Source organism: Lentzea sp. NPDC051213 (assembly GCF_044455585.1).
Classification (GTDB): Bacteria; Actinomycetota; Actinomycetes; order Mycobacteriales; family Pseudonocardiaceae; genus Lentzea.
The window spans coordinates 1,014,044-1,027,005 of record NZ_JBITEX010000003.1 but is presented as its reverse complement, the minus strand read 5'-3'; the positions used below and the strand labels follow the sequence as shown (position 1 = coordinate 1,027,005).

Below are 12,962 nucleotides of genomic sequence, written 5' to 3'. Positions count from 1 at the left end.
ATGTTTGTCGAGGGGATCTTAGTCAGCTGCCGAACGCGCTCGTGACGTCCTCTCCGATCTCCGGATTCTTGGCGAAGCACAGGTAGTAGTTGCGGGTGCCTTCCTTGAACCCGACCGCGGTGATCTCCCACCCCGTCGTGTCGACACCCGGCTTGGTGTTGGCCTTCATGATCTCGGGCGTGCAGGTCTTCGCCAGCTCTGGCGACTTGACCAGGACGTCGGAGTCGGCCTTGGGGATGTCACCGGACAGCCAGCCGCCGGCGAAAGCCTCCCAGTAGTGCTCTTCAGCGCAACTCTGCCGGCGCCTCGCGATAGCGGGCTCCCCGCCCGCGTGGTTGATGCCGCCGTAGCAGGTCGACTTGTCGATGCAGAACTTGTCGCCGCACTGCTTGAGGAACGGCGGAATGTCCTCAGCGCCACCCGGCTGAGTAGTCGACGGCCCAGGCCCCTGAGCGCCGGCCTTCTCGTTGTCGAAGAGGTTCCACGCGACCACACCCGCAACGACCACGACAACCAGCCCAGCGGCCGCGACCAACGGCCACTTTCCGCGCTTCGGCGAAGGCGGGATCGGCACCGTGGGCATGTTCATCGGGTTGGCCAGCTCGTCGCGCAACTGCGCCGCACTAGCCGTGCGCAGATTGGCATCGGGGTGCAGGGCGCGGGCCAGCGTCTCGTGCAGCGCCGCCGGCACGCCGGGGACCGCGGTCACGGGCCGGCGCAGGATCTCGCCGAGGTGGTCGAAGCTGCTGATCGGCCACGGCACCGGCCGCGGCGGCTTGCCGGCGAGCAACGTGTAGAGCGTCGCGGCGAGCGAATACACGTCGGCCTGCGGCGTGGGCTGGGCCATCGCGAACGCTTCCGGAGGCGCGTAGCTGGGGCTCAGGGCGTCCCTGGTGACCGTGCTGCCGCCCTGCGCGTCGAGCAGCGCCGCGAGCCCGAAGTCGGCCAGCTTCGGCGTGCCGTAGCGGTCGACGAGGATGTTGCCGGGCTTGATGTCCCGGTGCAGCACACCTTCCTGGTGTGCCGCGGCCAGCGCGTCGGCGAGCTTGATGCCGAGGTCGCGCACCTGCTCGTGGTGCAACGGCCCGCGTGCGTCCAGCTGGTCGGCCAGCGACCCGCCGGTGCAGAGCTCCATGACCAGGTAAGGCGTGCCCTGCACGGTGATGTTCGCGTCGTGCACCCCGACGACGTGCGGATGTCCCGAGAGCCTGGCGGCCGCCTGAGCCTCGCGCAGGAAGCGGCGCCGGTCGCGCTCGTCGGCGAGCACCCGGTTGTCGATCTTCACCGCGACATCGCGCCCGAGCTGCGCCTGATGCGCCCGGTAGACGGTGGCGAACCCGCCTGCGCCCAACGGTCTCAGGTCGGTCAGGCCGGGAATGTGGGGTGCGGTCACGCGCGCACTTTAGGCGACGGCACCGGGGACGTGTGGCGTCCCCGATACCGACTTGGGTCAGCCGCAGTTCAGCGTGCCCTGGCGCAATGCGTGGTTGCTCGTGTTGTCGTCATCCGCCCACAGCACGGCCTTCTTGCCGCCGGCACAACTCGGCGAGATGGCGAAGCCCTCGAGGTTGACGTTGGGCAACTTGGCCGGCCGGTCGAAGGTGGCCGTCACGCGGAACTTCCCGCCGCTGATCTTCAGCGTCGTCGCCCGCCCACTGCAGTTGCTGTCGCACGTGGCCCACAGCCGGTCGCCTTCGAACTCGAGGTCCATCACCTGCTTCTGCCCGCTCGCGAACGACGCGACGAGCTTGGACCCGCTGTCCTGCAAGGCGTACACGTACACCGTGCCCGTCGCCTCCAGCCCGACGAACACCAACCCGCTGCCGTGCCCGGGATAGTCCGCCGGCCGGTACGCCTGCCCGGTGCGCTCGTCGACGAACCCCGCCTTGGTCAGGAACGAGTCCGGCACCCACGCGATGCCTTCCAGCCCGTCGTTCGCCCCGACCTTCGGCATGCCCTGGAGCCTCCACTCCTGCGTGGCCCCGCTGCCGTACTTGAGCACGGTCGGCGCACTGACGCTGCCGTTGTCGTTGTCCCGCTCACTGACCACGAACAACCCGTCCGGCGAAGCGACGACACCCTCCGCGTCCGGGTCGCCCTGACCGTTCTTGAACCGCAGGGGCCTCGCCTGATCCACCCGCCACTGGTTCCCGCTAGGCACCAGCCGGTAGAGCGTGGAGGGGCCGTTCTTCACCGCCCACAAGACGTCCGAGCTCTCGAACGAGAGCCCGCTGAGGTTAGTACCGAAGACGTTCGTCCCGTCCGCGGTCCTCGTCGCCGAGTCTCCAGGCCACGTGGTGGCCGCTACCGCCGGAGTGACCGCCAGACCGAACGCGATGACCGTGCACACGCCAAGTGCTTTGATGCGCAACGCAAGCGCCCCTTCTCCTGCGAGGCGCGCTACGGCACCTCGCTGAGCTGACGGCGTGCGTCCAGTGGACCAGACATCGGGGCTTTCGCGCTAGCTCGAAGCTTTGGCGGCGGCCTTGGCGGCCTTCTTGAAGTCGCGCACCTCGAGCAGCGACTTCTGGTCCGTCACGTCGGCAACGCTGCGCCGGCTACCTTCCTCGCCGTAGTGCCCGGCAGCCTCGCGCCACCCGTCCGGCGTGACACCGATCTGCTTGCCGAGCAATGCCAGGAAGATCTTGGCCTTCTGGTCGCCGAAGCCGGGCAACGCCTTGAGCCGCTTGAACACCGCGGCTCCGTCGCCCTCGGCCCAGATGCGCGTGACGTCGCCGTCGTACTGCTCGACGACGAACTGGGAGAGCGCTTGCACCCGCTTGGCCATGGAGCCGGGGAAGCGGTGCACGGCTGGCGGGGTGGCCATGGTGGTGGCGAAGGCCTCGGGGTCGGCCTCGGCGATGCGGTGCACGTCCAGGCCGCCCATGCGGTCGGCGAGGACCTTGGGGCCCGAGAACGCCTTCTCCATGGGAATCTGCTGGTCGAGCAACATGCCAAGAAGCAGTGCGAACCGATCCTCTGCCAGGAGCGCGTCCGCGTCGGGGTTCTGCGCCAGGCACAACGTGCGGGTCATGCCGGCAATGGTGTCACGGACCAACCAACTGCCGCCTGCCGAACCCGCGGCTGCGCGTTGAGGTTCCATCGCTGGTCAGCCGTGCGAACCGGTCCTCGGTCAGGATGATCGCCGATATCGGCCAGGTGCGACGCCGAACGACCGCTTGAAGGCCGCGGCGAACGCGAACTCCGAGGCGTAGCCGACGCCGGCAGCCACCGAGCTGAGTGGCGCGTCGGTGGAGCGCAGCACGCGTGCCGCCAGGGTCATCCGCCACCAGGTCAGGTAGGTCAGTGGCGGTTGCCCGGTGTAGGCGGTGAAGCGCCTGGCGAACGTGGCGCGCGAGAGGCCCGCGGTGGCGGCCAGCTTGGCGACCGTCCACGGTGCCGCCGGGGTGTCGTGCATGGCCTGCAGGGCGGTGGTCACCGGGTGATCGCGGAGTGCTGCCGCCCAGCCTTCGCCGACTGTGGTGCACCAGGCTCGAAGGGCGTGCACCAGCAGCACGTCGAGCATTGCGGGCACCAGCGCGTCCGAGCCGAGGGCCGGGTAGGCCAGTTCGGCGTTCAGCAACGAGACGGCGGATGGCGAGGACGTGCGCAGGAGCGGTGGCAGGGAACGCAGCAGGGGGTGTAGCCGGGACGGATCCACTTCGTAGGCGCCGCAGAGAGTCACGCACGGGCTTTCGCCGGACATGGTGTGCTCCTGGTCGGACACCACGACGATGTCGCCCGCCTGAAGTGTCATGTCCTCGAGCCTGCACGTTCCGCTGACCACCACGTGGAAGCCCAGCGAGCCGGGGACCGGCGGGTAGTGCTGTTCCCAGGGCTCTCGGCGTTCGAAACGGGCGGAACGGGGTGTACCGGTGCGCATCACGGTGATCACGTCGCTCAGCACGTCCACGGTGAGACGATCTCATATGAAGATGAGCCTGCAGCGCATGGATGGTCTCGACGGAGGCGCCTAGCGTGGTTCTCATGAAGATCGCGCGCATCCACCAGTTCGGTACCCCGGACGTGATCCGGGTCGACGACGTGCCGCCACCGGTGCCAGAACCTTCCCAGGTGCTGGTGCGGGTCGCGGCGACCAGCTTCAACCCCACCGAGGTCGGGGTCCGGCGAGGCCTCGTGCCGGTGAGCCTGCCGTTCGCGTTCGGGTGGGACGTCGCGGGCACCGTGGTCGAGAGCGGTGAGCAGGTGGTCGGCTTTCTCGACGGGGGCGCTGCGGCCGAGTTCGTTGTGGCGCCTGGGGAACGGCTGGTCGCGGCGCCGCGAGGAGTGCCGCTGGCCCACGCGGCGGCGCTGCCGCTGGCCGGACTGACTGCGTGGCAGGCGGTCGCGGAGGCACGGCTGCGGCCTGGGGAACGGGTGCTGGTCAACGGTGCGGGCGGCGGCATCGGGGGATTCGTTGTGCAGCTTGCGAAACGTGCCGGCGCACACGTGATCGCGACCGCGTCGCCGCGCAGTGCGGCCACGGTCGAGGCGTTCGGGGCGGACGAGGTCGTCGACTACACCCTGACGTCGTTGCCGCAGGACGTGGACGTGGTGCTCAACCTCGTCGCCATCTCGGACGTGCCTGCCGCAGGGCGGATCGTCTCCGTCACGACCAGGGTCGGCACGCATGTGATCACCCGCTACGACCGGGCCACGCTCGCCGAACTCGTCTCGCTCGTCGACCGCGGTGAGTTGAAGCTCGACGTGACCGAGGTGCTTCCGCTCGACGCGATCGGCGAGGTGCACAAGCGCAGCGAGGCAGGCGACATCCGCGGCAAGATCGTGCTTACGCCGTGAGTGTGCCGCTCAGCGGTGCAACCTCTCGCCGCCCCACCCCCGTCTACCTAGCATCACAGGGGGTCTGAACAGGGGGAATCACGATGAAGCGCATCGCGAGAATCGCAGCCGTCACCGCACTCGCAGCCGGCCTCACCACGGCGGCGGCCGGCGCCGCGCACGCGTGCAGCTGCGCGCCCGCCACCGAGGAGCAGCTGTTCCAGCGCGCCGACCACGTGTTCCAGGGCCGGATCCTGGCGAAGGTCGCCGAGCCGGGCCAGCAGGTGCGCTACCGCGTGGTCGTTTACAAGGAGCGCAAGGGTGACGTCCCGCGGTACGTCAGCGTCATCTCCGCCGCCAGCGAGGCCTCGTGCGGCATCGGCCTCAAGGTCGGCAAGGACTACCTGATCTACGCCAAGGGCGACGCGGGTGACAGGGAGGTCGAGACCGGACTGTGCAGCGGCACGAGGCTGGTCTCCGAGGGGATTCCCGCGGCCTGCAGGAACTAGGCGCCCGCGACCCTGACCTCGGAGACCACCTGGCGCACCAGCGCGCGCAGCGCCTCGCGGTCGACGGTGGCCGGGTCGTCGGCCAGCCAGTCGCCGATCTCGCGCACGAACTGCTCCGGTGTCATCGGCGGTACCTCGAAGTCCAGGTCGTCGTCGCACGTGACCTCGCCGGCGCGGCTCGGGTAGATGAGCAGGGCGCCGCGGATCTCCAGCCACGGCAGGATTTCAGCGAAGCGCTCCACTCCGTCCAGCAGCTGGGAGCCGCCGCCGCGGAACGGGTGGCCGTTGCGCCAGAGTTCGCCGTCCTCGTCGCAGTAGTAGTGGCCGGGCAGCCACGACTTCGACTCGATCAGGACCAGGCGGCGGCCGCACAGCAGGGCGTGGTCGATGTCGGTGAAGACGGAGCCAGGCCAGGCGAGGCCGTGGAAGATGCGTACTCCCGGTAGCTGCGTCAGGTACTCGGTCAGCAGTCCGGCGGTCAGCCGTTCGCGTCTGTTTTCACCCGGACGGCCGAAGATGGTGTTCCCGTCGTACTCGCCGGCGAACGCCCGTTCGGCCCGCACGGTGCTGATGTAGCGGCGCACCAGTCGAAACGCCCCGTAACCGGCGCCGGCCACGAGCGGCAGCCAGACGGCCAGGAGCAGCGGTGACAACGGCAAGGTCAGCGGGATCAACAGCACGAACCAGCCACCGATCGCCGCGGCCGCCGGGGCGTGGCCGAGGCCCGTGGCGGGCACGTAGCGGACCCGCTGGCCCAGGTCGATGCGGTGCCACCAGTCCATCGAGCCCAGGTCGACGCGGGGGCGCGGAGCTGCGTAGTTCGGGTCGTCACCGAAGTCGCGCAACCGGCCCGCGCGGCCGGTTCGGCGAGGTCGCGGGCGTGCCTGCGGTCGGGTGACGGGCGGAGGCGGCGCGGCCGGACGGTCGTAGTCGGCGCGCCGGACCGGGTCCTTCAGCGTCTCGTAGGCCTCCTGGAGCAGGCGGAAGCTGCCAGAAGTCCCACCCGCGTCCGGGTGCATGACTTTGGCGAGAGCGCGGTAGGCCGACTTGATCTCCGTGGCGCTGGCGCCCCGGTTGACACCGAGCAACTCGTAGTAGTCGATCCCTGGCACGACACCGTCCAGTTCGGGGTTGGTGCGTGAACCTTATTGGGTCCAACACTTTCGCAGGGCATACGGCCCGGCAATCGCGGACTAGGGTGGTGTCACGCAGTGCGAAGGGGCCTGTAGCGCAGTGGTCGACGCGCCCTCCGTCACGGAGGGAGAACGCCGGTTCGAATCCGGCCGGTCCCGCTCTCTCAGGGGCCCTCTGTTCGCAGAAAGCACGAACCGGTTCGTTCGCCGGCGCAGTGGGGACACCCCACACCCCGAGGCACACCACTCCTCCCTTGGCTGCCGCCATCCCTCACTCCCGGACGGCCCGGTCGTGTTCCCGGTTCAACCATTGACGGAAGTGGTCTAGTCCACTTAGTTTGAGGGGAGCGCCGCCGCGCCGTCACCCATCGAGGAGACCGCTATGTTCAGGCGCAGAATCGTCGCGGCGGCGACAGCCCTGTTAACCGCAGTCACCCTGGCCGCACCCGCATCCCAAGCCGCTCCGCAATCCGACATCGGCGCGCAGGCGATCGCCAACCGCGTCGTCGGCTACTTCGTGCAGTGGGGCGTCTACCAGCGCAACTACCACGTGAAGAACATCCGCACGTCCGGCTCGTCCAGCAAGCTCACGCACATCAACTACGCGTTCGGCAACGTCTCCGGCGGCCGGTGCGTGCTCGGCGACGCCTACGCCGACTACGACAAGTTCTACGACGCGGCGTCCTCTGTGGACGGTACCTCGGACACGTGGGACGCGGGTGCGCTGCGCGGCAACTTCAACCAGCTGCGCAAGCTGAAGAGGCTGCACCCCAACCTGAAGATCTTGTTCTCGATCGGCGGCTGGACCTGGTCCGGCGGCTTCGGGGCGGCGGCGAGCAGCCCGGCGGCTGCGGCGGCGTTCGCGGACTCCTGCTACCGGATGGTCGAGGACCCGCGGTGGGCGGACGTCTTCGACGGCATCGACATCGACTGGGAGTACCCGAACGCGTGCGGGCTCAGCTGTGACACCAGCGGTTTCAACTCGTTCAAGACGCTGATGCAGGCCGTGCGCACCCGCTTCGGCAGCGGCAACCTCGTGACCGCCGCGATCACCGCGGACGCCTCGACCGGCGGCAAGATCGACAAGGCGGACTACGCCGGCGCCGCGCAGTACGTGAACTGGTACAACCCGATGACGTACGACTTCTTCGGCTCGTGGCCGGGCGCGCAGCAGGGCCCGACGGCTCCGCACTCGCCGCTCACGTCCTACGCCGGCATCCCGCAGCAGGGTTTCAACACCGACGCGGCGATCCAGAAGCTGAAGAGCAAGGGCATCCCGGCCAGCAAGATGTTGCTGGGCCTCGGTTTCTACGGACGCGGCTGGACCGGCGTCACCCAGACCGCACCCGGCGGCACCGCGACCGGTGCGGCACCCGGCACCTATGAACCGGGCATCGAGGACTACAAGGTGCTCAAGACCCGTTGCCCTGCCAACGGATCCGTGGCGGGCACCTCGTACGCCAAGTGCGGCAGCCAGTGGTGGAGTTACGACACCCCGGCCACGATCCGCAGCAAGATCTCGTGGGCCAGCGGCCAGAACATGGGCGGCGTGTTCTTCTGGGAACTCTCCGGTGACACGACCAACGGCGAGCTGGTCAGCGCGATCCGCTCCGGAATCGGCTGATCCACCGAAAATGGCGCAGGATGTTCGGGTGGACGCACTCGAACACCTGCGCCGCCGGTGCCTGGCCCTGCCCGAGGTCACCGAACGGCAGAGTCACGGCGAGCCCACCTGGTTCGTCCGCGGCAAGAAGACCTTCGTGATGTTCGCGAACCAGCACCACGACGACCGCGTCGCGTTCTGGTGCGCGGCCGCCCCGGAAGTGCAGCAGACCCTGGTCGCGCAGGCGCCGGACAGCTACTTCCGCCCGCCCTACGTGGGCCACCGCGGCTGGCTGGGCGTGTACCTGGACGTCGAGGTCGACTGGGACGTCCTCGGTGACCTGGTCGAGGACGCCTATCGGGTGATTGCCCCGAAGACGCTGGTAGCGCAACTCGACGCCTCAAGTTGCCGACCCGACTGACCTGCCGCACTCTTCCGCGCATGGCGACTTGTGACGTCTGTGGCAACGACTACTGGATGGCTTTCGAGGTGCGCACCGTCGGCGGCGGCGTGCACACGTTCGACAGCTTCGAGTGTGCGATCCAGCGCCTCGCTCCTCGCTGCGAACACTGCGACTGCCGCGTGATCGGGCACGGCGTGGAGGTGGAGGGCCGCTTCTTCTGCTGCGCCCACTGCGCGCGGTCCGCGGCTGCCGACCTGGGCGCGCAGATCCGGGACACGGTCGGCGCACATCCGGGCTAGACCCGGTCGCCGGAACCACCGCCCTACCGGGTTCGTTGGGCCCGGCGTGAAGATCTGGGGATATGCGGCGGCATCGTGGTGCCTGCTGTTCGCCGCGCTGCACGTGTTCTGGGCGCTGGGCGGCACGGTCGGGCTGGCTGAGTCGGCCGGCGCCGACCTGGCGACGCAGAGGCCGGCCTGGTTCGTGCTGGGCGGCCTGTGGGGCGTCGCCCTCGTGCTGCTGGTCGGCGCCTGGTTCAGCGTCGGCCTCACGCGCTGGCGCCCGCACCGCCTTGTGACCGCACTCGGCTGGCTCGGTGGCGCCGCGCTCCTGTTGCGCGGCGCGGGCCTGGAAGTGGCGCTGCTGACCACGAACCTGTCCGAGGAAGTGGGAGAGCAGCAGACCCGGTGGAGTCTGCTGCTCTGGAACCCGTGGTTCATGCTCGGCGGGGCATTCCTGCTGGCCGCCACCTACCTGGCCAGCGCGGCCAGCCGGCGGGGCTCGAGGAACGCGGCCACCAGGTAGGCGCCGCCGCCCAGCACCGTCAGCACCCCGAAGAAGCCGGCGCCGGGCACGAACAGCGTCGCCGCCGCGACCAGCGTCAGCCAGGTGCCCAGGTTGTAGTGCAACGCGTTGCCTCGCACGGCCCCCTCGGCGAGGTAGATCAGACCGACCACGATGGTCGAGCCGGCGGGCCAGAGCACGGTCTGCAGCTCCGGTTTGTCGAACATCGTGCTCAGACCGGTGATCGCCAGTGCCAGCGCCACGAAACCGGTGATCCAGGCCGTGCCGACCAGCTTCTCGGCACGACGCCGGGCCTCGCTGGCGCCACGTTGAGCCCGCAGGGACGCGATCACGGCCAGGACCGTGCCGGCGACGACACCCGAGCCGAGCAACGCGATCGGCAGCCAGGGCGGCAGGGGAACCACCCCTGCCTTGGCGAGCATCGCCGAGCCGTGGCCGAAGACGTAGGCGGACGCGAACGCCAGGTAGGCGGCGCGGTTGTCGACCTCGTCGGCGGGAACGGCGACTGCGGTGCGCAGGGCGGTGGCGTTCATGGTGGAGACCTCCGGGAAAGTCAGCTGAGGGACGCGATCAGGCGCGGTGCGAGTGCGGAGAGCACGGGCGAGCGGCGGAACGAGGCGCGCTGGTCGGCGAGGCCGTGCAGGCCCAGCCAGAGCGCCAAGGCGTTCGCGGTGTAGCCGGTGAACAACCGAAATGCCGGTTCGGCGAGGTCGAGAACACCGAACATCACGCGGTAGCGACGCGGATGAAGAGCGGCGAAGTCCAGGTAGGCGAGGCCTGCCGCGTGGACGTCGGAAGCGCTCAGAACAGCGGCCGAGAGTTCGGCGAAGGCCGCGTGACACACGGCCCGCAGGATCGCCGCGCAGTCGGGGAAGTGCGGGTAGATCGACGAGGTGGGGAGGCCCGCCTCACGCGAGACGGCTCGCAGCGTCACGGCGCGGTCCCTGTCTACCAGGGCGGTCGCGGCCGCCACGATGGCCTCGCGGGTGCTCACGGCTCCGGGACGATGACGACCTTGCCCAGAACCGTCCGCGACTCGGCCAGCGCGAGCGCGGCGGCGGCCTCCGAGAGCGGGATGCGCGCGGCGATCTGCGGCGTGAGCACACCGGCGTGCACCAGGCGGAGCACCGAGGTGAGGTCGTCGCGCAGCCGGGCGCGGAACGCCTGGGGACGGAAGCGCTTGCCCGCCCAGAAGTTGTAGAACCCGGCGCGCCTGCCGTTGGGCAGCAGGTTCCACAGCATCAGCTGACCGAACAGCTTCAGCACCGGCAGCATCGCGTTGCCAGGGACGTCCTTCGTCGCGGCGGAGCCGTAGTTGACCAGCGCACCACCGCGGCGCAGCAGCCGCCAGGACTCGTTCAGCGCGACACCACCGACGTGGTCGAACACCGCGTCGACACCGTTGGGCGCGAGCTCGCGGATGCGGTCGTACATGTGCGGGTCGCGGTAGTCGACGGGGATCGCGCCGAGCTCGCGCACCGCGTCGTGGTGGCGGGCCGAGGCCGTGCCGATCACCCTGATTCCGGCGTGGCGTGCGAGCTGCACGAGCGTCGAGCCCACACCGCCGTTGGCGCCCAGCACCACGATCGTGTCGCCCCGCTCGACCTTCGCGGTGCGGTACATCATCTGCCACGCCGTGACGCCGTTGACCACGACCGTCTCCGCGGCGGCGGCCTCGACACCGTCCGGCACCGGCACGAGGTCGGCCGCTTCGACGATCAGGTGGCTGGCCCACCCGCCGACCTTGGTGACCGCGGCGAACCGGTGGAGCTTCAGGCCGGGGTCCACGCCGGGGCCGGTCGCGATGACCGTGCCGACGACGTCGTAGCCGGGCACGAACGGGAACGGCGGCTGGTCGAAGTACTTGCCCAGGCGCATCTGCTGCTCGGCGAACGAGACGCCGGTCGCCTCCATGCGCAGGACGACCTGGCCCTCACCCGGTGCGGGCAGGTCGCGGACCTGGACCTGCAGGCCGTCGGGGTCGACCACGCCGGGCAGGACGATCTCGGTGGCGCGGGTGGTGGCGGTGGTGTTCATCTGGATCTCCTCGGTCGCTGTGCTGACACTCGTAAGGTAACGAGCGTAAGTCTACGAACGCAAGGCCTAACACCCATAAACTTTCAGGTGTATGGTTACGAGCGTGACCAACGAAGCGACCGCAGCCCCCGCACGCAGGCGAAATCGCCGCGGCGAAGGCGGAAAACTGCGCGAAGAGATCATCGCCGCGGCGGTGGCGCTGCTGGACGAGGGCGGCGACGAGCGCGCGGTCACGCTGCGGTCGGTCGCGCGCAGGGCGGGGATCGCGGCACCGTCGATCTACGCGCACTTCGCGGACCAGCCGAAGATCATGCTGGCCGTGGTGCAGCAGGAGATGGGCCGGCTCGCGGCGGCACTGCGCGAGGCCGACGAGAACGCGGGCCCGGACGCCCGGCAACGGCTCTTCGCCGTCTGCCACGCCTACCTGGACCTCGCCGAGGCGCACCCGCAGCGCTACCGGATCATGTTCGGCGGCCTCTGGACGCCGTCGGTGGACGACGTCTCGATCACCGACGCCGACCTGGACTCACTGGGCGCGGAGGCGCTCACGCTGCTCGCCGGAGTGCTCGGCGCGTGCGTGGAGGCAGGGATCGCGTACGGCAGCGATGACCTCTACGGCGACGCGGTCGCGTTGTGGCTCGGGCTGCACGGCCTCGCGCACCAACGTGCCGTGGTGCGCAAGATGCCTGGGCCGGGCGACGTTGCGGAACGCCTGATCACCGCACTCGCGCATCTCAAGTAGAGGGCGCCTCGAACAGCGTCGACACGGACTCGCCGATGTTGATCCGCCGCATCGCCTCGGCCAGCGCCGGCGCGACGGACAGCACCTTCAGCTTCGGCACCCGCTTCTCGTCCGGGATCGGCACGGAGTTGGTCGACACGATCTCCAGCACGTCCTCCTGCGCCTGCAACCGGTCCAGCGCGCCGGAGGTGAACAGGCCGTGCGTGCAGGCGACCCTGATCGACCGGGCGCCGCGCTCCCGCAGCTTGTCGAGGAGCTCCATCATGGTGCTGCCCTTGGCGATCTCGTCGTCCAGCACGATCACGTCGCGCCCGGACACCTCGCCGATCACCGTGGAGATCCGTACCTCGTCGTCGGCGAACCGCTGCTTGGCGCCCGCCGCCACCGGCACGTCCACGATCCGCGCGAAGTGCGCGGCCTCCTTGGCGTTCCCCAGGTCCGGCGACACCACCACGGTGTTGGACAGGTCGTACCGCGAGAAGTACCCGGCCAGTTCCCGCAGCGCGTGCAGATGATCAACGGGAACGGAGAAGAACCCGTGCACCTGCGGCGAGTGCAGGGTCAGGGCCAGCACTCGCGACGCCCCGGCGGACACCATCAGGTCCGCGACCAGCCGTGCGCCGATGGAGATCCGCGGCGCGTCCTTCTTGTCCGACCGGGCGTAGGCGTAGTGCGGCAGCACCACGGTCGTGCGCGCGGCCGAAGCGCCACGGGCGGCGTCCAGCATCAGCAGCAGCTCGACCAGGTTCTCCTGCACCGGCGGCACGAGCGGCTGGATCAGGAACACGTCCCGTTCACGGCAGTTCGCCTGCAGCTGCACCTCGAGGCAGTCGTTGGCGAACCGCGTGACGCGGGTGGGCGAGAGTTCGACACCGAGATCACGGCAGATCTCGGCAGCGAGTGAAGGATGGGCAGAACCACTGAAGACAGCGATGTCACGCACATCCCGAAC

The 12,962-nt window shown here is 69.5% G+C and carries 16 protein-coding genes and 1 tRNA gene; 8 read left to right on the top strand and 9 right to left on the bottom strand.

Annotation, left to right across the window (positions count from 1 at the left end; translation table 11 throughout):
- Nucleotides 1-22: 22 nt before the first annotated feature.
- The 4 genes from ACIA8G_RS17975 to ACIA8G_RS17960 all read right to left on the bottom strand — a co-directional run bounded on the left by ACIA8G_RS17975 (nucleotide 23) and on the right by ACIA8G_RS17960 (nucleotide 3,913).
- The gene (locus ACIA8G_RS17975; protein WP_396419607.1) at nucleotides 23-1,393 is read right to left on the bottom strand and encodes a serine/threonine-protein kinase; all 1,371 of its coding nucleotides are present in this window, start codon (nucleotides 1,391-1,393) and stop codon (nucleotides 23-25) included.
- 57 nt (nucleotides 1,394-1,450) lie between these two features.
- A complete protein-coding gene (locus ACIA8G_RS17970) occupies nucleotides 1,451-2,371 on the bottom strand; it encodes an esterase-like activity of phytase family protein (protein ID WP_396419605.1) in 921 nt (306 codons plus the stop codon).
- Nucleotides 2,372-2,461: 90 nt separating this feature from the next.
- Nucleotides 2,462-3,034, bottom strand: a complete 573-nt coding sequence (locus tag ACIA8G_RS17965; RefSeq protein ID WP_396419604.1) for an HhH-GPD-type base excision DNA repair protein — start codon at nucleotides 3,032-3,034, stop codon at nucleotides 2,462-2,464.
- Between the two features lie 99 nt (nucleotides 3,035-3,133).
- On the bottom strand, nucleotides 3,134-3,913 hold the full coding sequence (locus ACIA8G_RS17960; RefSeq protein ID WP_396419602.1) for an AraC family transcriptional regulator: 780 nt from the start codon (nucleotides 3,911-3,913) through the stop codon (nucleotides 3,134-3,136).
- A gap of 74 nt (nucleotides 3,914-3,987) precedes the next feature.
- Between ACIA8G_RS17960 and ACIA8G_RS17955 the strand changes: the two genes are divergently transcribed.
- Nucleotides 3,988-4,800, top strand: a complete 813-nt coding sequence (locus tag ACIA8G_RS17955) for an NADP-dependent oxidoreductase (protein ID WP_396419601.1) — start codon at nucleotides 3,988-3,990, stop codon at nucleotides 4,798-4,800.
- An 83-nt stretch (nucleotides 4,801-4,883) separates the two neighbouring features.
- Complete coding sequence (locus ACIA8G_RS17950; RefSeq protein WP_396419599.1) at nucleotides 4,884-5,288, top strand: hypothetical protein; 405 nt, start codon at nucleotides 4,884-4,886, stop codon at nucleotides 5,286-5,288.
- Here the strand turns inward: ACIA8G_RS17950 and ACIA8G_RS17945 are convergent.
- Nucleotides 5,285-6,400 (bottom strand): DnaJ domain-containing protein, encoded by a 1,116-nt coding sequence (locus tag ACIA8G_RS17945; RefSeq protein ID WP_396419597.1) that lies wholly within the window; start codon nucleotides 6,398-6,400, stop codon nucleotides 5,285-5,287. The genes ACIA8G_RS17950 and ACIA8G_RS17945 overlap by 4 nt on opposite strands.
- 106 nt (nucleotides 6,401-6,506) lie before the next feature.
- Here ACIA8G_RS17945 and ACIA8G_RS17940 point away from each other — a divergent pair.
- The 5 genes from ACIA8G_RS17940 (at nucleotide 6,507) to ACIA8G_RS17920 (ending at nucleotide 9,231) form a co-directional block, all read left to right on the top strand.
- Nucleotides 6,507-6,580, top strand: a tRNA-Arg gene (locus ACIA8G_RS17940).
- Nucleotides 6,581-6,803: 223 nt separating this feature from the next.
- Nucleotides 6,804-8,045, top strand: coding sequence for a glycoside hydrolase family 18 protein (locus ACIA8G_RS17935; protein ID WP_396419596.1), 1,242 nt, complete (start codon nucleotides 6,804-6,806; stop codon nucleotides 8,043-8,045).
- A gap of 28 nt (nucleotides 8,046-8,073) precedes the next feature.
- The gene (locus ACIA8G_RS17930) at nucleotides 8,074-8,445 is read left to right on the top strand and encodes an MmcQ/YjbR family DNA-binding protein (RefSeq protein WP_396419595.1); all 372 of its coding nucleotides are present in this window, start codon (nucleotides 8,074-8,076) and stop codon (nucleotides 8,443-8,445) included.
- Nucleotides 8,446-8,465: 20 nt separating this feature from the next.
- Nucleotides 8,466-8,726: a Prokaryotic metallothionein gene (locus ACIA8G_RS17925; RefSeq protein ID WP_396419594.1), complete on the top strand. Its 261-nt coding sequence runs from the start codon at nucleotides 8,466-8,468 to the stop codon at nucleotides 8,724-8,726.
- A 46-nt stretch (nucleotides 8,727-8,772) separates the two neighbouring features.
- Nucleotides 8,773-9,231, top strand: a complete 459-nt coding sequence (locus tag ACIA8G_RS17920) for a DUF3995 domain-containing protein (protein ID WP_396419593.1) — start codon at nucleotides 8,773-8,775, stop codon at nucleotides 9,229-9,231.
- Here ACIA8G_RS17920 and ACIA8G_RS17915 read toward each other — a convergent pair.
- From ACIA8G_RS17915 to ACIA8G_RS17905, 3 genes are read right to left on the bottom strand one after another with little or no spacing between them, the layout of a single operon-like run.
- Entirely contained in the window at nucleotides 9,177-9,764 is a 588-nt protein-coding gene (locus ACIA8G_RS17915; RefSeq protein WP_396419592.1) for an ABC transporter permease, read from the bottom strand. The two genes, ACIA8G_RS17920 and ACIA8G_RS17915, sit on opposite strands and share 55 nt — an antisense overlap.
- A gap of 20 nt (nucleotides 9,765-9,784) precedes the next feature.
- Nucleotides 9,785-10,225, bottom strand: a complete 441-nt coding sequence (locus ACIA8G_RS17910) for a TetR/AcrR family transcriptional regulator (RefSeq protein ID WP_396419591.1) — start codon at nucleotides 10,223-10,225, stop codon at nucleotides 9,785-9,787.
- Nucleotides 10,222-11,268, bottom strand: a complete 1,047-nt coding sequence (locus ACIA8G_RS17905) for a medium chain dehydrogenase/reductase family protein (protein ID WP_396419590.1) — start codon at nucleotides 11,266-11,268, stop codon at nucleotides 10,222-10,224. Before ACIA8G_RS17905 ends, ACIA8G_RS17910 begins: the two co-directional genes overlap by 4 nt.
- 103 nt (nucleotides 11,269-11,371) lie before the next feature.
- On the opposite strand from ACIA8G_RS17905, the gene ACIA8G_RS17900 reads away from it, so the two are divergent.
- The gene (locus ACIA8G_RS17900; protein ID WP_396419588.1) at nucleotides 11,372-12,010 is read left to right on the top strand and encodes a TetR/AcrR family transcriptional regulator; all 639 of its coding nucleotides are present in this window, start codon (nucleotides 11,372-11,374) and stop codon (nucleotides 12,008-12,010) included.
- On the opposite strand, the gene ACIA8G_RS17895 is transcribed toward ACIA8G_RS17900, so the two are convergent.
- Nucleotides 12,003-12,953: a ribose-phosphate diphosphokinase gene (locus ACIA8G_RS17895; RefSeq protein ID WP_396419587.1), complete on the bottom strand. Its 951-nt coding sequence runs from the start codon at nucleotides 12,951-12,953 to the stop codon at nucleotides 12,003-12,005. The genes ACIA8G_RS17900 and ACIA8G_RS17895 overlap by 8 nt on opposite strands.
- Between the last annotated feature and the right edge of the window lie 9 nt (nucleotides 12,954-12,962).